This is a genomic window from Beijerinckia mobilis (assembly GCF_000745425.1).
GTDB lineage: Bacteria > Pseudomonadota > Alphaproteobacteria > Rhizobiales > Beijerinckiaceae > Beijerinckia > Beijerinckia mobilis.
The window spans coordinates 1-21,617 of sequence record NZ_JQJH01000011.1 but is presented as its reverse complement, the minus strand read 5'-3'; the positions used below and the strand labels follow the sequence as shown (position 1 = coordinate 21,617).

The 21,617-nt window shown below is 56.6% G+C and carries 16 protein-coding genes and 1 tRNA gene; 12 read left to right on the top strand and 5 right to left on the bottom strand.

The genetic code is table 11. The annotated features are described in order from the left end of the window. The first annotated feature begins 36 nt into the window (after window positions 1-36). The 10 genes from ileS (at window position 37) to DL88_RS10130 (ending at window position 13,703) form a co-directional block, all read left to right on the top strand. Window positions 37-3,042: an isoleucine--tRNA ligase gene (ileS, locus tag DL88_RS10180; protein WP_034995724.1), complete on the top strand. Its 3,006-nt coding sequence runs from the start codon at window positions 37-39 to the stop codon at window positions 3,040-3,042. Between the two features lie 61 nt (window positions 3,043-3,103). Further along, on the top strand, window positions 3,104-3,601 hold the full coding sequence (gene lspA, locus DL88_RS10175) for a signal peptidase II (RefSeq protein ID WP_034995535.1): 498 nt from the start codon (window positions 3,104-3,106) through the stop codon (window positions 3,599-3,601). 507 nt (window positions 3,602-4,108) lie between these two features. Next, window positions 4,109-4,864 (top strand): hypothetical protein, encoded by a 756-nt coding sequence (locus tag DL88_RS10170; RefSeq protein WP_034995533.1) that lies wholly within the window; start codon window positions 4,109-4,111, stop codon window positions 4,862-4,864. Window positions 4,865-5,275: 411 nt separating this feature from the next. Next, window positions 5,276-6,685 (top strand): M16 family metallopeptidase, encoded by a 1,410-nt coding sequence (locus DL88_RS10165; protein WP_051955847.1) that lies wholly within the window; start codon window positions 5,276-5,278, stop codon window positions 6,683-6,685. Between the two features lie 232 nt (window positions 6,686-6,917). Further along, a complete protein-coding gene (locus tag DL88_RS10155) occupies window positions 6,918-8,198 on the top strand; it encodes a M16 family metallopeptidase (protein ID WP_034995529.1) in 1,281 nt (426 codons plus the stop codon). A 71-nt stretch (window positions 8,199-8,269) separates the two neighbouring features. Beyond that, on the top strand, window positions 8,270-10,195 hold the full coding sequence (gene mutL, locus DL88_RS10150) for a DNA mismatch repair endonuclease MutL (RefSeq protein WP_034995527.1): 1,926 nt from the start codon (window positions 8,270-8,272) through the stop codon (window positions 10,193-10,195). A 36-nt stretch (window positions 10,196-10,231) separates the two neighbouring features. After that, entirely contained in the window at window positions 10,232-10,819 is a 588-nt protein-coding gene (locus DL88_RS10145) for a hypothetical protein (protein ID WP_034995525.1), read from the top strand. Between the two features lie 37 nt (window positions 10,820-10,856). After that, complete coding sequence (gene purD / locus DL88_RS10140) at window positions 10,857-12,140, top strand: phosphoribosylamine--glycine ligase (protein WP_034995722.1); 1,284 nt, start codon at window positions 10,857-10,859, stop codon at window positions 12,138-12,140. A gap of 119 nt (window positions 12,141-12,259) precedes the next feature. Continuing rightward, window positions 12,260-12,335 (top strand) — tRNA-Phe (locus DL88_RS10135). Window positions 12,336-12,500: 165 nt separating this feature from the next. Beyond that, window positions 12,501-13,703: a tyrosine-type recombinase/integrase gene (locus DL88_RS10130; RefSeq protein ID WP_034995523.1), complete on the top strand. Its 1,203-nt coding sequence runs from the start codon at window positions 12,501-12,503 to the stop codon at window positions 13,701-13,703. 583 nt (window positions 13,704-14,286) lie between these two features. On the opposite strand, the gene DL88_RS10125 is transcribed toward DL88_RS10130, so the two are convergent. The 5 genes from DL88_RS10125 to DL88_RS10095 form a co-directional block, all read right to left on the bottom strand. After that, the gene (locus DL88_RS10125) at window positions 14,287-14,580 is read right to left on the bottom strand and encodes a hypothetical protein (RefSeq protein WP_034995519.1); all 294 of its coding nucleotides are present in this window, start codon (window positions 14,578-14,580) and stop codon (window positions 14,287-14,289) included. A gap of 677 nt (window positions 14,581-15,257) precedes the next feature. Continuing rightward, window positions 15,258-17,381 carry an AAA family ATPase gene (locus tag DL88_RS19375; RefSeq protein ID WP_084705108.1) on the bottom strand — a complete coding sequence of 708 codons (2,124 nt, stop codon included), beginning with the start codon at window positions 17,379-17,381 and terminating at the stop codon, window positions 15,258-15,260. Window positions 17,382-17,482: 101 nt separating this feature from the next. Beyond that, window positions 17,483-18,166, bottom strand: a complete 684-nt coding sequence (locus DL88_RS20310) for a hypothetical protein (protein WP_156971040.1) — start codon at window positions 18,164-18,166, stop codon at window positions 17,483-17,485. Window positions 18,167-18,254: 88 nt separating this feature from the next. Beyond that, window positions 18,255-18,521 (bottom strand): hypothetical protein, encoded by a 267-nt coding sequence (locus DL88_RS10110; protein WP_034995513.1) that lies wholly within the window; start codon window positions 18,519-18,521, stop codon window positions 18,255-18,257. Window positions 18,522-19,323: 802 nt separating this feature from the next. Beyond that, a complete protein-coding gene (locus tag DL88_RS10095) occupies window positions 19,324-19,683 on the bottom strand; it encodes a hypothetical protein (protein ID WP_034995505.1) in 360 nt (119 codons plus the stop codon). Window positions 19,684-20,605: 922 nt separating this feature from the next. Between DL88_RS10095 and DL88_RS10090 the strand changes: the two genes are divergently transcribed. Both DL88_RS10090 and DL88_RS10085 read left to right on the top strand, forming a co-directional pair. After that, window positions 20,606-21,106 carry a hypothetical protein gene (locus tag DL88_RS10090; protein WP_034995502.1) on the top strand — a complete coding sequence of 167 codons (501 nt, stop codon included), beginning with the start codon at window positions 20,606-20,608 and terminating at the stop codon, window positions 21,104-21,106. 230 nt (window positions 21,107-21,336) lie between these two features. Then, window positions 21,337-21,617 (top strand): transposase (locus DL88_RS10085; protein ID WP_034995720.1); only part of this gene is annotated, 281 nt, incomplete at its 3' end.

Below are 21,617 nucleotides of genomic sequence, written 5' to 3'. Positions count from 1 at the left end.
CCTATTCCATCCACGCCCTTGCAGGCTCAAAAGACCATGAACGATTCGACGCTGAACCCTTCGGCGCAAACGGCTTCCGCTCCTGATTATTCCAAAACCCTGTTCCTGCCGCAGACGGAATTTCCGATGCGCGCCGGTCTGCCCAAGAAAGAGCCTGAATTGCTCGCGCGTTGGGAGGCGATCGGCCTGCAGAAGCTGCTGCGCGAGGCGGGCCGTGACCGGCCGAAATTCGTGCTGCATGACGGGCCGCCCTATGCCAATGGCAACATCCATATCGGCCATGCGCTCAACAAGATCCTGAAGGATCTCGTGACCCGCTCGCAGCAGATGAGCGGGCGCGAATCCAATTACGTCCCCGGCTGGGATTGCCATGGCCTGCCGATCGAATGGAAGATCGAGGAGCAATATCGCGCCAAGGGCAAGAACAAGGATGACGTGCCGATCATCGAATTCCGCCAGGAATGCCGCGCCTTCGCGCTCTCCTGGGTCGATATCCAGCGCGAGGAATTCAAGCGGCTCGGCGTCGGTGGCGATTGGGAGCATCCCTATCTCACCATGACTTTTCCGGCGGAAGCGCGGATCGCCGAAGAATTGATGAAATTCGCCGCCAACGGCCTGCTTTATCGCGGCTCGAAGCCGGTCATGTGGAGCGTCGTCGAAAAGACCGCTCTCGCCGAGGCCGAAGTCGAATATGAAGATCACACCAGCGATACGATCTTCGTCGCTTTTCCGGTGGCCTCCTTGCGCTGCGAAGGCGCGAGCGGCGGCGCGCTCGAAGCCGCTCTCCTGCAGGCCTCGATCGTCATCTGGACGACGACGCCCTGGACCATTCCGGCCAATCGCGCCGTCTCCTATTCGCACAAGATTCCCTATGCGCTTTATCGCGTGACGGCGGCGCCGGAGGGCAATTGGATGCAACCGGGCCAAAGTTTTGTGCTCGCCGAACCGCTTGCCGAATCCGTCTTCAAATCGGCCAAGGTCGAGGCTTTCGAGCGCGTCGCCGAAGTGCCTGCCGCGATGCTCGCAGGCATCACCTGCGCGCATCCGCTCGCGGCGACCATCGAGGGCTATGCCTTCGCCGTTCCGCTGCTCGATGGCGATCACGTCACCGCCGAGACGGGTACCGGCTTCGTCCATACGGCGCCGAGCCATGGCCGCGAGGATTTCGACATCTGGATGGCGAGCCAGCGCATGCTGCGCGAGCGCGGCATCGAGACGCACATTCCCTATACGGTCGATGCCGAGGGCTTTCTGACCAAGGAGGCGCCGGGCTTTACCGGTACCCGAGTCATCGACGACAAGGGCAACAAGGGTGATGCCAATGACGCTGTGATGAAGGCGCTTGTCGCGGCGGGGGCTCTGCTCGCGCGCGGGCGGATGAAACACCAATATCCGCATAGCTGGCGGTCCAAAAAGCCGCTCATCTTCCGCAATACGCCGCAATGGTTCATCGCGCTCGACAAGCCTGTCGCGGGATTCAACGGCAGTTTGCGCGAGATCGCGCTCTCTGAAATCGGCAAAACCCGCTGGTATCCGGCGGCGGGCGAGAACCGCATCACCGGCATGATCGCCAACCGGCCGGATTGGGTGGTGTCGCGCCAGCGCGCCTGGGGCGTGCCGATCACCGTCTTCGTCCATAAGGAGAGCCAGGCGATCCTCGTCGATGACAAAGTCAATGCGCGGATTACGGACGCTTTCGCCGCCGAAGGCGCCGATGCCTGGTTTGCCGAAGGCGCGGCGGCGCGGTTTCTCGCCCCCGATTACGATCCCGCGCTTTATGAAAAGATCGATGATGTCCTCGACGTCTGGTTCGATTCCGGCTCTACCCATGCCTTCACCATGGGGGATGCGGAACAGTTTCCTGGCCTTGCCGGCATCAGCCGGCTGCGCGAGGGCGGCCGTGATGAAGTAATGTATCTCGAAGGTTCGGACCAGCATCGCGGCTGGTTCCACTCGTCGCTGCTTGAAGCCTGCGGCACACGTGGCATGGCGCCCTATGACGCCGTGCTGACGCATGGTTTCGTGCTCGACGAGCAGGGCCGCAAAATGTCGAAATCGCTCGGCAATGTCGTCGCGCCGCAGACGGTCATCAAGGATGCCGGCGCCGATATTCTGCGGCTGTGGGTGGCGGCCTCCGATTATTCGGACGATTTGCGCATCGGCAAGCAGATCCTGTCCACCTTCACCGAGACCTACAAGAAATTGCGCAATACGATCCGCTGGATGCTCGGCTCGCTCGCGCATTACGATCCGAGCCGGACACCGGCCTATGAGGAATGGGATGAGCTCGAACGGTTGATGCTTCATCGGCTCGCCGAGCTCGACGGCGAGATCCGCGACGCCTACCGCCGCTTCGACTACAAGCGTGTCGTGGCGCGGTTGTCGGCCTTTCTCAACACCGATCTTTCGGCCTTCTATTTCGACATTCGCAAGGATACGCTTTATTGCGAGCCGCTTTCGAGTGGCAAGCGCCATGCGGCGCTGGCGGCGATCGAGCAGATCTTCCGTTGCGTCACGCTCTGGCTCGCGCCGATCCTCGTCTTCACCATGGAGGAATCCTGGCTCTCGCGCTATCCGCAGGCGGTTTCCATCCATCTTGAGCCATTCCCCGATGTGCCGGCGCATTGGCGCGATGAAAAGCTCGCTGCCAAATGGGCGAAGATCCGCAAGGTCCGTTCGGTAGTCACGGGGGCGCTGGAAATCGCGCGAGCGCAGAAATTGATCGGCTCCTCGCTCGAAGCCGCGCCGCGCGTCTTCATCGCCGATGCGGAATTGCAGAGCCTTGTCGAGACGATTGATTTCGCTGAAATCTGCATCACCTCGGGCCTCGTGATCGAGGCAGGCGAGGGGCCAGAGGACGCCTTTCGTCTCAATGATGTGCCGGGCGTCGCGGTGGTGTGCGGGCTCGCGGAAGGGCGCAAATGCGCGCGTTCCTGGAAGGTCTCGTCTGAGGTTGGCGCTGATCCGGACTTTCCTGACGTCACGCCGCGCGATGCCAGGGCTCTGCGCGAATTGATGGCGGCGGGACTTTGGGCGGCATGATTGGCCGTGCGGCGCAAATATCGATTGGCGACTCGGAAAGGCATATGAAGGAGAAAGAGTGATGAGCGTGCGTCTTTTGGGGTTTATCGTCGCGCTCTCCTCGCTCGTTCTCGATCAGGCCAATAAGCTCTGGCTGGTCTATGGCTTCGATATTGCCGCGCGCCAGCCGGTCAGGCTCCTGCCGTTTTTCGATATCGTCTATGCGCGCAATCCGGGAATTTCCTATTCCCTGTTCAGCGCCCATGGCCCCTTCGGCCGCTGGCTCCTCGTGGCCTTAACGCTGCTCGCGATTCTGGCGTTGAGCTTCTGGCTCTGGCGCATGACGAGCCGGCTGGCCGGGGTGGCGCTCGGCCTCGTGATCGGCGGCGCGCTCGGCAATGCCGCCGACCGGATCACCTATGGCGCGGTGGCGGATTTTTACTATTTCCACATCGGTTCCTTCTCCTGGTACGTCTTCAATCTCGCTGATGTCGCGATCGTTCTGGGTGTCGCGCTCCTGGTTCTGGAATCCTTTCGCGCGGAACCCTCGATGCCGGTGGAGGAGGGCCGCCCTTCCTGAACGCCTCAAGCGGACGGGAGTGGTCTTCACGAAGATCGTGCAAACAGCTTGCGTTACGCCTTGGCTTCGTGATTTGATTGGTGGGACCGATCGCGAGGGCCAGCGGGCCTGATCGGCTTCGGCTCAGGATGATTCCCCGAGATGATTTCCTCGGGACGGCGCTGGCTTCGATGCGAGCAGTGCCTTGATTGAGCCGATTTTCGGACTTCTATCCGTGCAAGGCAGGTTCACGCAGCTGCGTAAGGAACGCCTGGCAGTCTGGACCCGCTCGGGTTGCCGCTTTTGCCGGAACCCTGCCGTTTATGGTAGAAACTCTCTGGCAGCGAGAGTTCGCGCATCGCTTGAATCGTGAATGCCCGGATCATGAGCGGTGCTTTCCGCTTTTGACATTGTGTCAACCTATCGAAGTGTCAACCTATCGAAGTTCGAACCGCAGGAATGTCCGCTCTATTGGATGCGACAGGATCTGACAGCAGCACCAGAATTGCTCTGCGAAAAGGAGAGATCATGACTTTTGCCAAGGCCTCTGCTTGCAGCACGGCGTTCACACGCGCCGGGCGCTCTTATCGGAAATTCGCCCTCGCCGTGCTTCCCGCTGGTCTCGTCGCCAGTCTCGCCTTGGGGCTCCTCTCGGGTCTGGCCACGCCCGCATGCGCCTATGAGGACACCAATGCTTTCAATTCCATGCTCGGCTTTTTCGGCATGCAGTTCGACAAGGAGAAAGAGGAGGCGATTGATTATCGCGCGAGGCCGCCGCTAGTCGTGCCGCCGAACCGTCAGGCCTTGCCCCAGCCTGTGGAGAAGCGGCAGCAGGATGCCAACTGGCCGATCGATCCTGATGTTACGGCACGCCGTCGCGCCGCTGCCGATTCCCATCGTCCTGCTCCGCAGGTCAATCTGAACACGCGAGCCGAGCTTTCTCCGCAGGAACTGGAGAAAGGCAAGACGGATGTGAAGGATGAGAAGCAGCCGGGCTCCCGTCCAGAGGATGATTGCCAGGCGAATTCCGGCACCGCCGCATGCGTCTATGCGCCCTGGAAGCTCCTGAGCAATGTCTTCTCGAAAAAAGAAGAAGAAAAGGAAGTAGTCAATGTCGGTGAGGAACCGGACAGGAAATATCTGACGGAACCGCCGGTCGGCTATCGCGCGGCGACCCGCACGACCCACGTGGAATCCGACAAGGACGTCAAAACCGCAGATCCTGGCGATGCGGCGGCCTATACACGCAATCAGCAGCGCCACAAGAGCGGTCTGGATGATTGAATGCGGGCGGTGCGGTTGATTCCTTGAGCCTCCGAGGAGATTGCTGAGGCGGTCTCCCGCCTTGGCGTAATTTCTGCTTCCTAAATGAGCTCCGATGGCTTCTGGTACGTCCTTTTCCTGGAGACTAGGGCGTGGCTTGGGTGAGATTTCAGGACGGTTGATCGGATGAAATTGCGGTTTTTTCTCCGTCGGGCCCTTGCAGCGGAGCGCGGCGATACAAAGTTGCGATAGGAACGCGCGGGTCGGGCGGCCTCATTTGGGGTTGGCCGGAGAACGGCCATGCGGCCCGATAAGTGGGGATAATCGTTAAGGGCGCTCCCGTGCCAGTCTGCCGCTTGAAGCGGATGCGGGTCGGTATCGCGCTTATGGGTCATATCGGGCGTCAGCCCACTTCGAATGGAAAGCGTGTTTATGTCTCAAGGTCAGTCTGGCGTGGCATCTCCCGTTCATGGCTCCCTGGGTTCAGCCCCGGCGGGTCTCACTCCTTCGGCGGCGACGCCTTCGAAAGCGGGCGGTCCCAACATCAGCCAGGCACGACTTGCCAACGGCCTCGATATCGTGGTCATTCCCGATCACCGCGCGCCGGTCATTACCCATATGGTCTGGTATCGCAACGGATCGGCTGATGATCCACTCGGCAAGTCCGGCATAGCCCATTTTCTTGAACATCTGATGTTCAAGGGCACGCGGAACCACAAACAGGGTGAATTTTCCGAACTGATCGCCGATTTCGGCGGCCAGGAGAACGCTTTCACTTCCAATGATTATACAGCCTATTTCCAACGGGTAGCGCGCGAGCATCTGCGCGTCTGCATGGAATATGAGGCCGACCGGATGAAGAATCTGGTTCTTTCCGATGAAGTCGTCGCTCCTGAGCGCGAGGTCGTCATGGAAGAACGCCGGATGCGGACCGATTCCGATCCTTCCGACCTGCTCAATGAAGCCGTGCAGGCGGCGCTCTATACGCATCATCCCTATGGCAAGCCGATCATCGGCTGGAGCCATGAGATCGAGTCGCTCGATCGCCAGGATGCGCTCGCCTATTACGATCGCTTCTATACGCCGGAAAACGCCATTCTCGTCGTCGCTGGAGATGTCGAGGCCGATGAGGTTCTGGCGCTCGCTACCGAAGTCTATGGCGGTATCGCCACTCATGGCGCGCCGCCGCGCCGGTCACGCCCGCGCGAGCCGGAGCCGCGTGCCCATCGCGTCGTGAAAATGGTCGATGAAAAAGTCGAGCAGCCGACGCATCAGGGTGTCTTCCTGGTGCCGTCCTATAAAACGGCAGCGCCCGGCGAGGCCGAAGCGCTGGAGGTTCTCGGCCATCTGCTCGGCGCAGGCCCGACCAGCCTTCTGTTCAAGACGCTCGTCGTCAAGGACAAGGTCGCGGTTGCCGCCGGTGCCTATTATCAGGGCACGGCCGTCGATCAGACCCGGTTCTATGTCTATGGCATTCCGGCTCCCGGCATTTCGCTCGAGGACATCGATGCGGCCATCGACGCGGTGGTCGCCAAGGTCTCGGCGGAAGGCGTGAGCGAGGCGGATCTCAACCGCGCGAAAACCCGTCTCGTCGCCGAGGCGACCTATGCGCAGGACAATCAATCAACGCTTGCGCGCTGGTATGGATCCTCGCTCAGCGTCGGCCTGACCCTCGAGGATATTGCGCAATGGCCGAGCCGGATCGAGGCGGTGAGCGCGGAAGACGTCAAGAAGGCCACACGCTGGCTTGCCAAGCACCGTGGTGTTACCGGTTTCCTGTTGCCGGCGGAACGCTCCGGCGAACATAGCCTCGCCGTCGAAACCGAGGCGGAAACCGTTTAGGCGCGCTTGCGGGGCCTGGGGGCCGGCGCTGTCCTGTCCGCAATTGGCTGCCGTTTGCGAGCGGCAGACCAGTGGATCGGGACAACCGGCCTCCGAAGCAAGGGTGCCGTTTGCGGGCCGGGGCGGTTTGCCGGCTCGGCCATCATAGGCCCTTTCCCGGCCGCTTTCTTGAAGGGTAAGATCGTCCCTTCCGACAAATGATCCCATCAGGCTTTTGAGAATCGAATCCTTCATGACCGCACTTGCCACCGCAGAGACTCCGTCGCGTTCCGCCTCCGTCCAGAAAGTCGTCTCGAAGGGCGGGATCGAAGCCTGGCTGGTCGAGGATTATGCGGTGCCGCTGGTTGCTCTCGAATGCGCCTTCCAGGGCGGAGCGGCGCAGGATCCCGTGGGCAAGCCCGGCGCCATGACCCTGTTTGCGGGCCTGCTCGATGAGGGAGCGGGCTCTCTCGACGCCGCGGCTTTCCATCAGGCGCTCGATGAAGATGCGATCGAATTATCTTTTTCCGCCGATCGCGATGTCACGACCGGGCGGATGCAGACGCTCGCCCGCAACGTGCCGCGCGCCTTCGAGCTGCTGCGCCTTGCGGTCAATGAGGCGCGTCTCGATGCCGAGCCTTTCGAGCGTGTGACCGGCCAGATGATGGCGAGCCTGAAGCGCGAGGCCAATGATCCCGATTATGCCGCCGGGCGGACCTTTCGGGCGCTTTCCTATCCCGGTCATCCCTATGGCCTGCCGGTGCGGGGCGATCTCACCAGCCTGCCGAGCCTGACGCGCGGCGATCTCGTCGAGACCGGCCGCCGTGTGCTGGCGCGCGACGGATTGAAGATCGCCGTCGTCGGCGCCATCGACGCGGTGAGCCTTGGGACCTATCTCGACGATGTTTTCGGCGCGCTGCCGGCCAAGGGCGATCGCCTCGTCATTCCCGATGTTGTCTTTTCCGGCGAGGGCCGCAGACAGGTCGTCGACCTCGACATTCCACAATCGAACATCCGTTTCGGCCGCCAGGGCATCGCCCGCAAGGACGATGATTTCATCGCCGCGAGCGTCGTCAATCACATTCTGGGCGGCGGCATTTTCTCCGCCCGCCTGTTCCGCGAGGTGCGCGAGAAGCGCGGCCTTGCTTACTCCGTCTATTCGCAACTCGTGACCTTCGATCATGCGGCGATGATGTCGGGCGGTACCTCCACCAAGAACGAGCGCGTAGTGGAATCCCTCGACGTCATCCAGGAGCAGATCCGCGATCTCGCCGAGGCTGGCCCGACCGAGGAGGAGCTCGACAAGGCGCGCAAATATCTCATCGGCTCCTATGCCCTGCGCTTCGATACATCGACCAAGATCGCCGCGCATCTCGTGCATTTGCAGACTGAAGGGTTCGATGTCGATTATCTCGACGCCCGCAACAAATTGATTGCCGGTGTCACGATGGAGGATGCGAAGCGGGTCGCCAAGCGCCTTTTCGGCGACGGCAGCCTGCTCGTGGTCATTGCCGGTCGGCCGGAAAATCTTTGACGTGAGCCCTTGTGTGACTAGATAGGGCTTGCACGGCGGGGTAGAGCCGTGAAACCTGCCGGAGCCCCATCTTGGCCATTCGCCGTCTCGATCCGATCCTGATCGACCGTATCGCCGCCGGCGAGGTCATCGAGCGCCCCGCCGCGGCGGTGAAGGAACTCGTCGAGAATGCGCTCGACGCGGGCGCGCGGGAAATCGACGTCGTATTGGAAGGCGGCGGCAAGGTTTTGATCCGCGTGAGCGACGACGGCTGCGGCATGAGCGGGGAGGATCTCACCCTCGCGGTCGAGCGCCATGCGACCTCGAAACTGCCCGACGGTGATCTTTTCGCCATCGCGACCCTCGGGTTTCGCGGTGAGGCTTTGCCATCGATCGGCTCTGTGTCCTCTCTGAATGTCGCGACCCGCGCGGAAGGTGCGGATCATGGCGTCGCCATCCGTGTGGAGCATGGCGTTAAAGGCGCCGTTGCGCCCTGCGGGCAGGCGCGCGGCACGCGGATTGAGGTGCGCGATCTCTTCCGCACCACGCCGGCGCGGCTCAAATTTCTGAAAAGCGACAGGGCCGAGGCGCGGGCCGCCGCCGATGCGATCGAGCGGCTGGCGCTTGCGCATCCGGGGAAACGTTTCACCTTCACGAGCACGGAGACGGCGGGTTTCGATTATCTTCCCGTGACGGAGGATGCAAAAGGCCATCTGGCGCGCATGAGTGCCATTCTCGGCAAGGATTTCGAGGCCAATGCGCTCCCCGTTTCCGCGCGGCGCGAAAGCGTTGTGCTCGAGGGCTTCATCGGCCTGCCGACATGGCACCGCGCCAATGGGCTCGCCCAGCATCTCTTCGTCAATGGCCGTCCGGTGCGCGACAAATTGCTGACGGGCGCCGTGCGTGCGGCCTATATGGATTATCTGCCCGCCGGGCGCTTTCCGGCTCTGGTCCTTTTCCTCACCTGCGATCCGCATGATGTCGATGTCAATGTGCATCCGGCCAAGGCGGAAGTGCGATTTCGTGACCAGGGTTTCGTGCGTGGCCTCATCGTCGGGGCGCTGAAGCAGACTTTGCAGCAGGCCATGCATCGGGCGAGCCCGCAGAATGGCGCGGCCGCCCTGGGCTTGCTTGCCCAAGCACAGGCCAAGAGACAGGAAGATGCCCTCGCGAGCTCCTTACCGGTGATCGAGAGCCGGTTGCCTTTGCCGATGCCTGCCGCGCGCGCGGGCGGTCCACGATCCTGGACGGGCGCGGAATCTCCTGCTCGTAGCGTCGATTGGGATTGGCGCATATCCCACGCGCGTCCGCAGGATGTGGAGCCCTCGGCACTGGATATTGCCGGTCGGGAGGTGGGTTTTAAGGCAGGTTTTGCGGAATCGCCCGCTGCTCCTCCTCGTGATTCTTCCGGTGCTGAAGCGCCCGGTGGCGATCTGCCGCCGCTCGGCTTCGCGCGGGCGCAATTGCATGACACTTATATTGTCGCGCAAACCGACGAAGGATTCGTTCTTGTCGATCAGCATGCCGCCCATGAGCGGCTGGTTTATGAAAAGCTGAAACAGGCGCGTCAATCCCATGCGGTCGAACGCCAGATTCTCCTTTTGCCGACGATCGTCGATCTGCCCGAGGCCGATGTCGAAAGGCTTGCCGAGGCGGCCCCCATGCTTGCCGATTATGGTCTTATCGTCGAGCCTTTCGGGCCGGGCGCGCTCGCCGTGCGGGAAATTCCGGTCGTTCTGAAAAATGGCTCCATCCCCGCGCTCATCCGCGATCTTGCCGAGCAATTGCAGGAAGATGAAAGGGCTTTGATCCCGCTCGAGCGCAAGCTCGATCATCTGCTTGCAACTTTCGCCTGCCATCATTCCGTGCGCGCTGGCCGCCGTCTCGCAATCGAGGAAATGAATGCGCTCTTGCGCGAAATGGAACGCACGCCGGGTTCCGGCCAATGCAACCACGGCCGGCCGACCTATATCGAATTGAAACGTGCCGATATCGAGAAATTATTCGGCCGCAGCTGATCGCGGAACGTCAATTCATTTGCGGAATGTCGCCCCATGAACCAGATAGTGCATCTCGATGTCTTCACCCATGTGCGTCTGATCACCGGCTTCATCACCAGTTTGAGCATCGCCCGGCTCCTGACCGGTCTCGCGCGTTTCGTCCAGCATCCGAAACGCGAGACGATCTATCCGGTCCATTTCGGCTGGGCGTTGTTTTTGCTGCTTTACACCATCTATTTCTGGTGGTTCCAGATCATGCTGGTGCGGGTCGATGTCATTACCTTCGAATTTTACGCATACATTCTCGCCTATATCATTCTCCTGTTCTTCCTTTCGACATTGCTGTTTCCCGACCGTCTCGACGAATACAAAGGTTTCGAGGATTATTTCACATCGCGGCAGAAATGGTTCTACGGCCTTCTTGCTTTGGTGTTTCTCTTCGATGTCTTCGATTCCGTTCTGAAGGGATGGGATCATTTCTGGTCGCTGTCGGAAGAATATATGTTGCAGCAAACCGCCTTCTTCACCCTGGCCGTTGTCGCGATGTTCATACGCCGGCGCAATTTCCACCTGATGTTCGTCGCGGGCGCGCTGATCGTTCAAATTGTGTGGATCCTGCGCCATTATAATGTCATGGCTTGATCCATCTCCCTTCCCAGCCCATGCCTCGTTTCGCTCCATGAATGTCCTTCTTATCGGTTCCGGCGGCCGCGAACATGCGATCGCCAAAAGTCTCGTCCAAAGTCCACTGCTTTCGACGCTCTTCGTCGCGCCGGGCAATCCGGGCATGGCGGAAATCGCCCAATGCGTGGTCCTGCGGCTCGATGACTTTCAGGCGATCATCGACTTCTGCCGCGTGCAGGCGATAGGCCTCGTCGTCATCGGTCCGGAGGCACCGCTCGTTGCCGGGCTTGCCGAAGCGCTCGAACGGGCAGGTCTCAAGGTGTTCGGGCCGAGCGCGGCGGCGGCGCAGCTCGAAGGCTCGAAAAGCTTCACCAAGCAATTCTGCATCGACCATCACATTCCAACGGCTGAGGCACGGTCCTTCGAGGCGGCGGAACCCGCAAAAGCCTATCTGTCGACACGTTCCCTGCCGATCGTCGTCAAGGCCGATGGCCTCGCCGCGGGCAAGGGTGTCGTCGTGGCCGCGAGCCGGGAAGAGGCGGAAGCGGCGGTCGACCAGATTTTCGCCGGCGGAATTGGTGGCGGCAGTCTGCTCATCGAGGATTTTCTGGAAGGAGAGGAAGCCTCGTTCTTCGCCCTCTGTGACGGTACTCGCGCTCTGCCTTTCGCCTCCGCGCAGGACCACAAAAGGGTGGGTGAGGGTGACAAAGGGGCCAATACGGGCGGCATGGGTGCCTATTCTCCAGCGCCAATCATGGATGGGACCATGACGGAGCGTGTCATGGAGGAGATCATCCGCCCAACGCTCAAGGGCATGGCGGCGCGCGGCACGCCGTTCAAGGGCATGTTGTTCGCGGGCCTGATGATCGGCGCGAATGGGCCGAAGCTGATCGAATATAATGTGCGTTTCGGTGATCCCGAAACGCAGGTCATGCTGCCGCGTCTCCAAGAGGATCTTCTGGCCCTTCTGCTCGCCGCGGCCGAAGGAAACCTGCAAGAAAAATCGCTGCGCTTCTCGCCTGAAACAGCCCTGACCGTGGTTCTGGCGGCGCGTGGCTATCCGGAGGCGCCGCAAAAGGGCAGCGTGATTTCCGGCCTCGACAAGGCGGCGCTGGTGCCCGGCGTGAGCCTGACCCATGCCGGCACGCGGCGCGAGGGCGGGAAACTGCTGGCCGATGGCGGCCGCGTGCTGAACGTCACCGCGCTTGGCAAGGATGTCGCCGAGGCAGCTGCGCGCGCCTATCAGGCGGTCGATGCTATAGACTGGCCGGAAGGATTTTGCCGCCGCGACATCGGCTGGCGGGCCCTGAAAAATCTCGGTGCAGGAAAGAAAAACTGACAGAAAACCTTCAAGAGGGTGCTGGACAATGGGAGGTCCAGTCTACTATAAGGCCCAAATCGCGCGGTTGAGACTCATCAATCAGCGCACCGCCGGAACCGAAACACGGTTGCGGTTATGCCCAGGTAGCTCAGTTGGTAGAGCATGCGACTGAAAATCGCAGTGTCGGTGGTTCGATTCCGCCCCTGGGCACCATATAGGCGTCTCTCTTCGTCCAAAACCGTCCATAAAATACTGAAAAGTCTGGTGCTTTTGGCGATTTAGTGTCCGCTGTTGCCCGGGGGCGTCCGGTTGAATCCGGTAAATTTGTTGGTAGCATTGTTGGTATCGCGCCATACCAACAGCTTCGGATACCAACATATGCCTCTCACCGCTCTCGAAATCCAAAAGGCTAAGCCCGGCGAAAAGGTCGTTAAGCTCTCGGATGGCGGAGGACTGCAACTCTGGATCACGCCAGACGGAGCGAAGCGTTGGCGACTGGCCTATCGGTTCGGTGGAATCCAAAAGACGTTGGCTATTGGCGTCTATCCGGCCATCGGCTTGAAAGAGGCGCGCGAAGCCAGAGACTCGGCGCGCAGGTTGCTGGCGGACGGGCAGGATCCTGGATTGGTAAAAAAGACAGCCAAGACAGCGCGGGCTATCTCTTCAGCCACTACGTTCGCCGCAATTGCCGAGGAGTTGCTGGAGAAGAAACGCCGGGAGGATAAGGCGCCCCGGACGCTCGAAAAGGTGGAATGGCTCCTGGGCCTCGCCAAACCGGCAATAGGATCACGTCCAATTGCGGAAATTGCAGCTACGGAAGTCCTTGACGTGCTCCGCAAGGTCGAGGCGCGCGGAAGGCTTGAAACCGCCCGGCGGATGCGCTCCACAATAGGGGAGGTTTTCCGCTTCGCCATCGCAACGGGACGATGCGAAAATGATCCTACGGGGGCTCTCAAGGGTGCACTGGTAACGCCGGTTGCACGGCATCGCGCGGCTATCACTGAGCCAGAGGAGTTCGGCGGCCTTCTGAGAGCCATAGCGACATATGACGGCATGCCGGAAACAACAACTGCGCTCAAACTGCTGGCTTTGACGTTTGTTCGACCAGGCGAGCTTCGCTCTGCTGAATGGTGTGAGTTTGATCTCGATACGGCTGTCTGGGCGATTCCTGCCGAGAAGATGAAGATGCGGCGGCCGCATCGTGTTCCGCTTGCGCCGCAAGCGGTGGACATCTTGAAAGGGCTTCGTGCAATTACAGGCCATGGTTCGCTGCTTTTTCCTTCCGTGCGTTCACCGTCGCGCTGTATGTCGGAAAACACGATCAATGCGGCTTTGCGGCGTCTCGGCTTTGGACAGGAAGAAATGACCGGCCACGGCTTCCGTGCTGCGGCGTCTTCCATGTTGAATGAATGTGGGCGGTGGAACCCCGACGCGATCGAAGCTCAGTTGGCGCATATCGAGGGAAACGCCGTGCGCCGGGCTTATCAGCGAGCGGAGTTTTGGGAAGAGCGGGTTCGTATGATGGCCTGGTGGGCCGATCAATGCGAAGAAATGCGGGGCAGTGGGGTGGCGGAGCGTTAGACGGTAGGTTTTCGGACTCTACCTAGAACTATTAGCATATTGCATTGCCCCGGCCACGGATACCGGACAACGGCAATTCGGAAGGTGGCCAAAGCTTCGGAGACGGGACAAGGGACTAGCTAGAGCGTTTCGAATTGATTTGGAAGCGGTCTGGCTAAGAGAACCAGAGCATTTCCGGACAAACGAAATCGCGAAGCGATTCAACCGAAGTGCAAAATGGTCTAGAATCGCTTGACACGAAAAGCCAAGGCGTCCGAATCGATCGGATTTTACCGCTCGAAGGCTCTTCTTACCGAAGTTTTACAATCGGCTCGCCAACGGAAATTAGAGAAAATTCTTAAATTTACCAGGGGGATGTTAAGCCTCATCAAATTTGTAAATTCTTATAGGATTTTCGGAAGAGTCTTACGGCAATTCGGACTAGCGGCTGGGTGGTGCAATAACATAATAATTCTATAAATGCGCGATTCTTCTGCGATTACAACTTTTAATTGAAATTCTATCGATCCAATTAAGTCTAAACGCTTCATTGTATGGCTGGGGCGACGGGCGCGGAGTCCCGTCGTGACCATCGTGCCTCGGTCTATGCCGGACCCAATAAAGCATCCAGGACGCTGTTGAGCGATGCTTGATCCTTTGCCGCGTTTTTAAGGAAACCTTCGAGCCATTCATCAAGAGGCACCCCCGCTTCATTGGCCATTTTCGAATAAACGAGGGCGTTCTCCCATGGGATACGGATCTTCCTTCCCGTTCCGTCTATGGCCAGAGATATAGGCTCTCCCTCAGAGATATATTCACAAAGACATTCAGTGGCGTCTTCCAGATCTTCGTCAAACGCTTGTGTAGCCATAGAAAGGTATTCGTGCGGAATCGTCATGATTGTTTGCCTCCGTTCTGCGGGTACAAAAACATGCAAACATGTGAGCGCGGTCTTCGTCAAACAGAAAACACTCTGTGTCGAATAAGATTTCATTCTTAGATTTCAGTCTTTGTATAACATTCGGTATAACGCGCCAGTGTTGTCAGATTGCCGGGGCTGTCAGCGTTGTCAGTAGGGTGCTCCTATCGAATTCGTGACTGCTTTCGGCGCTTGCATGGTTTCACCCTGGCAACGCGCGAAGCCTCCAGCATTCTTGCGCGCCGAGGGATATGCTTTCGCCTGTTTCATGCTTTTCCGGCCATTGCGCACCAACCCAACACCACAGAACCTGGCATCCTCCACACTCCACACACTTTGCGGCTCTCTAAAGCTCGCCGCGCCGCGTGTGGAATGTGGAAAAGGTTTTGCTGGCCACAATTTTCAACTTTGTGGGCCAAATGTGGAAAAGTGGAGTCAATAGAAAACAATAGCTTAATAGGAAAAGGGTTTTTGTGGCAAACTGTGGCGTGTTGTACATCTCACCACAGAACACTCCACAAATGCGCTTTCGGATTTGTGGCGAATGTGGAGGGCTTTCAGCCGTTCGAACGTGTCTAACACACAGTCTAACTTGGCCTATGTTCGAAATACATAGAATATTTTCTAGAATTTAGTTCTGATGGTGTTGTCGAATTTCAATGCAAAAGACCTTGCACGGCTTCGCGGGTAGGACGATTGGAGGGCCGCCAAAAGTGTCTCTCGCCACCATGTTCCTTCGCCATCAAATGTTTCTCATCAATAGCCCTTTTGGCATGTCTTGTGAAATATGTGCTGAGTCTCTTCTCCAGCTTGTCTGTTGCCTCTCCAGTGTGCGCGGTTTCGGCAAGCCGCCGGCGATACCTTTCCCGGAATGCGCTATCGGGCACCGCTGTAACGGGACACCCATCTACCTCGATTTCTATGCTTCCTGACTCCAGGGCTTCATCCAACGATTCCGGGAAAGTTGTAAGACCCGGTGGTGGCTTTCTTGCTACAACCTTTTTCTCGTGTCTCGAACCCTCGACGATTGGTGTCCAATGGACCACCGCACTTTTCGCGACGGTTCCGTCTTTTCCAAACCCAATGTCTATGTCGCGAATTTGGAAGCCGATTTTGAAATCACCATCCATATCTCGCTGTTTCGTTACCTCCATTCGGGATCGCGCAATTTCGATTTCTGTGTCGGTCGCCGCCCGGAGCAATGAATGGCCTCTCGCCCCTTTTGCGACGTCTTTGCCGGAATGGTGAATGAATGTGAAATGCGCGCCCGTCCTCTTCTGAATAGTGCCTGCAGCAGAGACAAGGGCACCCATGTCAACTGAACTGTTTTCGTCGCCACCGCCCATTGCTCTCGATAAAGTATCGATGATGATCCAATTGCATTTTTTGCCTTTTTGCGACTCGGCTTCCCGGATAATGCGTAGAAGTTCTTTGATGTCTCCGGTGCTAGACCGAAGGTCTACGGGGTAGCGGACCAATGCAAGCGAGGGTTCCAGCACCTCAGCACCTTGCCGCTCCTGAAGGTGTTTCCTCAGCGCCGCTAGCCGTTGTTGAATACGCACTCCGCCTTCCGCCGCGACATATAAAACGAATCCTTGCGTTGTGCGCTTTCCGTTCCACGGAAACCCGGAAGCGACATGGAACGCCAAGTCGAGAAGTATGAAGCTTTTGCCTACGTTTGAGGGTCCGTAGACGACGCTTAGGCCCCCTTCGTCTAATAAACCTTCAACAAGAGGATGGTGGACTGTGTTCAATGCTGCGTCCGCCGCGGCATTAAACCATTCAAGCGCCATCTTGGGAGATGGGATTATTTTCGACTTGGTCTCTCCCGTATCGCCTTCATCGTTTTCACTGCTGCCGTCGCCGTCGTCGTAGGTGACAACGTCCTTTGGATTAATCTCCCCGAACATGGCCTCGAAAGTCCCGCATCCCATCGGCGACGTGCCGTATTGTGCGGAGTGCTCGACAAGGGCCTGGAGTTCTTCGCCACTCCACGGCGGTTCGCATCGTTCGTTCCAGTGCTCTAGAAGCAGATAAAGCGCGGTGTCCTCAGATAGGCCGAGGTCGCGCGTCAGGTGCGCGCAGACGCCGTATGTCGTCGCGTTGCCGCCTTGGCCTTCGATCGCGATCGGCGCATTGTTAAGCAGATAGTGCGTGCCAAGCGCAACGGCATCGTCAGAATCGTCGGGGGTTTCGAGCGTGCCGACTTGGCGAACGCGGGGAGGGGGGAGGAGAGGAGAAACCTCTTCGGGGACAAGCTCTATCTCGCTGTCCTTGACGATTTCGTAGGCGACTCCGTCAATCGTGCTCCCTGGTGCCAGCACGTAGCCATGGAACCCGCGAACGTCGAGACCGGAGCCGGGGCCGAGAAGATCAACCTTGTTCCCGACATTCTGACCGCAGTAATAGACGTGGAAACCGCCGGAGGGCGTCTTAACGGTCAGCGATGTGAAGGCGAGACCGAGACCCTTAAAGCTCTCGACGCCTTTCTTCCCGTCTTTCGTATCAAGGTCGAGGACAACCAAATTGGTCGTGCAAACGCCGATATTATAGTCAAACTCGGAACCTGTGACGGGGCATTTCCACCACTCACGGATCTTGTCTGGATCATCCGTGGCAAGGTGCTGCCAGTTTTTCATTTTAGGAAGCGGGTGCTTCCCATTCTCGCGCAAAGGGAAGACGCGAAATCCACGCGCCGCCCAAGCGAGCGCGGCGTCAAGCTTCCCTTCGAATCGCGGGTTTACATTTTTATTATCGGTTGGCAGTAACGTGTCTGTCATGTGGAATAACCGTTTAGAATTTAAGTAGGTTTGGGCCGGCGGGGCGTTGCCGCCACCGGTCTTTTTTCTGTCGATTGAGCGAGGTTGTGGCGGCGAATTGCTCACGAATGCGATTTGCAAACTGCGCGGGTCTGAAATTCCGTCAGAGTTTCTTTGCAGTGATTTAAGATTGCCGCACTCGAAGGTGTAGCTTCCCGGAAACAGAGATCTTTGCCGTCAATATGACCAAGGCTACTATAAACGAGCGTGGCCGCATTCGTCTCTTTGGCGACTAGTGACAGCCAATCGAGCGCGAACGGACATGGGCTGAAGGGACCAAGAGCTATCAGATCTGCACCATGAGATCTGGTCTCGGTGATAAGTCGGTTGGCGACAGAGACAGCGCTATCCCGATGAGTTATTCGCAGGGATTCAAGCCCACAGCCTTCAAGTCTGTAGACGCAAATATCTCGCACGACTTTGTATCGTTCGAGACGACGAGCTTCGATCTCGTGAAGCCAACGGCCTGTGCGTTTGAGATAATCGTCATCACCTTTATCGTAAACGATAAGAGTTTTGAACGGTTTCGCAGATACGCCGGTTTCATCGATAAGTCGCTTGCGTTCGAGCCCACTAAAGGCTACAGATAAAGCTGTCGATTGGCTCCCGTTTGTGATCGTGACTTTGCCACGTTCAAGTAATAGATCGCGGTATATTTGTAGTTCTTTCGGCCCCACAAAAGGAAGTATACTTTTTAACCCCGCTTCTGTTGGCGCAGAAGTGGGGTTTATTGTTGATAAACTCATGATGTAATCTCCGGATTGGCCCGGAGCGGAAATCTCTCTTCTATCGATCTACGCTATATCTGCATCTATTCCGCCCCGCAGGCGTGGGCTATTTCGAGAAATCAAAGCCCCGAGAATGCCGTTCCATTTTTTGAAGGCTGTTGCCGTCGAAGGCGTGCATGCCGTTGCCAAGGCACCGGCGAAGCGCATCGTCCGCGCTTCCACCCTTCAAGGAAAGAGCATATGGGAGCCACGCCTGTATGAACTCGTCAGGGCTCATGCGCTCCTGGGCGAGAGCGGAGCGCACCTCGTCCATGCGAAAAGGCTGAAAATGCTTACCGGTCGGGGCAGATGGCGTAAACGAATTGGTACTCATTGAATTTTTCCTTCCATTTCGCGTCGCCAATCGGCCGCGGCTTCGTTCGAGATCAATTTGCGGCGGCCAACAGTCATGATGCGTGGGCCTTCGCCTTTTTTGAGCAGATCGTACATAAATGTCCTGCTAATGCTGTGCGATCGGCAGAATTGAGTAATGCTCATTGCGCCGAATACAGGGACGGATTGCAGCATCTGTTGTGTGTATCTCCTCTGTCACTTTTGGATACAGAAGAACGGTAGCATAGCGTTGCTTACGGTGTCAAATTAGGCTCGGTTTTTCATAATTTTAGTGTTTTGTTGTGCGGGATCTAACCTTCCCTAAAATTTTAGAATTTTTTCTTAAATTTGGTGCTCTGTTAGACAGATGTTATACGCCTGACTGGTTAGTGTATCCGTCATAGAGGAACGTCGTTGATTGTCTGCTCATGTTTACTTGACCGGACAAGGCACTCGCCGGAATGACGGTTTGCGGAAGAGGTACAAAAGAACCAGGGGTGAGTGGATGCCGGGCAGGAACAAGGACCGCGGTATGGGGATCGTGGCACTATGGCCGCCGCGCCTGGATGATGAGGAAGAAATCTGGCTGGCGGCGTTACTAAGGTCTGGCTTGTCAGAGGATTTGGCGGCTGGCACGAATGGCGAGTCGCTCCGCGCGAATTGATTCGGGGAAAAATTACGCGTCAGTGGCAGAAAGAGATGGGAATGGAACCGGCCAAGCCGAAAAATCTGTTGGTATTTATGTTGGTACAGACATTTTCCGAGTTATAAATTTTTTATGTAAAATCAATGATTTATATAAATCATTTGGCTCCGCCCCTGGCACCATTATATTTTCCCTTTAGATTCAACGTCTTTATCTTTTCCACTTTTTTGGAAGAGAGACGCCTTTCCAAAACCATGTCGTGCCGTCGCCGTGCGTCTTTGTCCAAGGCCAGTGGTGATCGTGCTGTCAGCAGAGTCAGCTTCACGAAGCTGTTTGCCCAAAGTCTGGCAGAAGACCATGCGGCATCCATTCTTCCTGACGCTGTATGGGCTGAAATAATCGCGCCGTCGTTTTCACTGGATGTGCCGCGCCCGAAGTCGAGCGGGCTTGGGTCGGTAATCCAGCGCAGTCGCCCCGCGGCATCCTGTTCTTCCGTGATACGGAACCTCGTGGGCATATCTGCCTGACGAGATTGTCGGTTGCTCCGGGATGACACGCTGACGCAGGGCGCTCGCCCCGCAGGACGCAATTTTGCGGGGTAGGCTCCATCGCCCTATGCTGGACCGACCGAAAAGATCGAGCGCGCCATCGTGGCGAAGGCAAGGGCTTGCGCTCCCAGCATCCTGACCAGGGCCAACCGGCATGACAGCATGGTGATGAAGAGTGGTCGATGCCATTCATCCGATGCGACAAAAGCGCAGCATACAGCGCAAGAGACCGGACGGGTTTCATGCCGATACGGGTTATGACTTCGATCGGTGCCAATCCGATCTGCGTCGCTGTGCCATCATCCTTTTCAGAATGCTCAACCAGTGTTGTTGGCGCCGCTCCAACAATGGTCATCTCCGAGTTCTATAGCAAAATTTTTTCTTGGCGAAGGCGCTTGATGTCGATGTCACATATTTGTTTTGTGTGGCTATGGAGCAGTTTTGCCTGAAGATTTTCACGCCCTGTATGAATTTCTTGGAAACATTGTGTCACCGACTGAAATGACCAATGGCGTGAAAGCGGCGCAGGTCGCTGCCGGATACTTTCAAAGCATATATTGTATTAAGTGAGACTTATGTATGCATCAATAAAATACTTATCTTTATAAAAATCAATAATATATAACCAACAACTATAGAAATTAAAACAAAAGCGTTATGAGCGCTTTTTGATTGTATCTTAAGATAAGAGACGATTTGCTTTGATCATATATGGATCAATATCCCTCTGCAAAGTAAAATTTTACTGAATAGGCTTTTCAAATTGTTAATGGTATTAATAAAGTAACTTGATCCTGTAGCGCGATCAATTCCGATATATTATTGGCTTTTTTAATTAGCTATTTCTATGTATAGATTTTTATTAAAATCAAAAAAAGGAATATTTTTAATATGTTTTCTTCATTTTTTAAGCATAGATTTCATTTATTGCGGTGTTTGTACGAGAGAATTATTGTATATTTAATAGAGTGTTTGCCAATACTCGTCAATTATCAAAATCTCAAATTGGAAATGGACGGGTTTCTCTCGAAGGAAAAACTGGGAATTAATCAATGGGAACGAGAGGAGCTAATTCTGTTCGTTAAAAAAGTTGATAACAATAGTATCAACGCTTCCAATTTCAGTATGATTTACAAGGATGATATCCATCTGTGTATAGGACGACATATTTTTATATCGCGATTTCCAGAAAAAACGATGGTGGAATGTGGTGCTTACGTTCATGCCCGTGTGGGAGAATTCGGGCCTATCACTGAACTGTTTTCGCCATCTGAAATCAGCCGTTGGCATAAAATCACACCTCAAGAAGCACGTGATGCTGTCGTCTATTTTCTGGAAACGGGTGATCCACAATGGGGGAATGCAGCTCCAAGCCTTGTTCGTCCATTTTAAAAATTAGATACGGATAGTAGATGTATATCGTTCTTGTGATATAGGGTGTCGAAGCTTTCTATAATGCTTTTGAAGATTTTTCAGAGCCAAAAAAGGAATGAAAAGATTATCATCTTTCTGTTGTGGTAGTCGATAAAATCGGATTTGCCGGAAGTACCATAATATTTCTTTATTATGAAAAACTGATATTAGGGCCTGTTAGTTCTTGAATTATTCCCTATATCTGATTGATGAGCACGGACAAGAGCTTACAAGTCTTCACGGATGAAGCCTGGGCGATCTGGGAGCCTCTGATCCAGGCGGTACAGCCGCATGGTAAAACGCCTTTGCAGAACCTGCGTCGGACCATTACGGCGATCTTCTGGCGGCACACCAACGGTGCCAAATGGCGCAGCATTCCGCCGGAGCTTGGTCCGTGGTGGAAGGCGGCGCAGACATTCATCCGCTGGTCGAAGCTCGGGGTCTGGGAACGGCTGCTTGCCCTGGTCCAGAAGCAGAAGAGCCCGGCACT

What these genes read in the sequence shown, in the direction of transcription:
- ileS (WP_034995724.1), top strand. Translation starts at nt 37, where the DNA reads ATGAACGATTCGACGCTGAACCCTTCGGCGCAAACGGCTTCCGCTCCT.
- lspA (WP_034995535.1), top strand. Translation starts at nt 3,104, where the DNA reads ATGAGCGTGCGTCTTTTGGGGTTTATCGTCGCGCTCTCCTCGCTCGTT.
- DL88_RS10170 (WP_034995533.1), top strand. Translation starts at nt 4,109, where the DNA reads ATGACTTTTGCCAAGGCCTCTGCTTGCAGCACGGCGTTCACACGCGCC.
- DL88_RS10165 (WP_051955847.1), top strand. Translation starts at nt 5,276, where the DNA reads ATGTCTCAAGGTCAGTCTGGCGTGGCATCTCCCGTTCATGGCTCCCTG.
- DL88_RS10155 (WP_034995529.1), top strand. Translation starts at nt 6,918, where the DNA reads ATGACCGCACTTGCCACCGCAGAGACTCCGTCGCGTTCCGCCTCCGTC.
- DL88_RS10145 (WP_034995525.1), top strand. Translation starts at nt 10,232, where the DNA reads ATGAACCAGATAGTGCATCTCGATGTCTTCACCCATGTGCGTCTGATC.
- purD (WP_034995722.1), top strand. Translation starts at nt 10,857, where the DNA reads ATGAATGTCCTTCTTATCGGTTCCGGCGGCCGCGAACATGCGATCGCC.
- DL88_RS10130 (WP_034995523.1), top strand. Translation starts at nt 12,501, where the DNA reads ATGCCTCTCACCGCTCTCGAAATCCAAAAGGCTAAGCCCGGCGAAAAG.
- DL88_RS10125 (WP_034995519.1), bottom strand. Translation starts at nt 14,580, where the DNA reads ATGACGATTCCGCACGAATACCTTTCTATGGCTACACAAGCGTTTGAC.
- DL88_RS19375 (WP_084705108.1), bottom strand. Translation starts at nt 17,381, where the DNA reads ATGACAGACACGTTACTGCCAACCGATAATAAAAATGTAAACCCGCGA.
- DL88_RS20310 (WP_156971040.1), bottom strand. Translation starts at nt 18,166, where the DNA reads ATGAGTTTATCAACAATAAACCCCACTTCTGCGCCAACAGAAGCGGGG.
- DL88_RS10110 (WP_034995513.1), bottom strand. Translation starts at nt 18,521, where the DNA reads ATGAGTACCAATTCGTTTACGCCATCTGCCCCGACCGGTAAGCATTTT.
- DL88_RS10095 (WP_034995505.1), bottom strand. Translation starts at nt 19,683, where the DNA reads ATGCCCACGAGGTTCCGTATCACGGAAGAACAGGATGCCGCGGGGCGA.
- DL88_RS10090 (WP_034995502.1), top strand. Translation starts at nt 20,606, where the DNA reads ATGTTTTCTTCATTTTTTAAGCATAGATTTCATTTATTGCGGTGTTTG.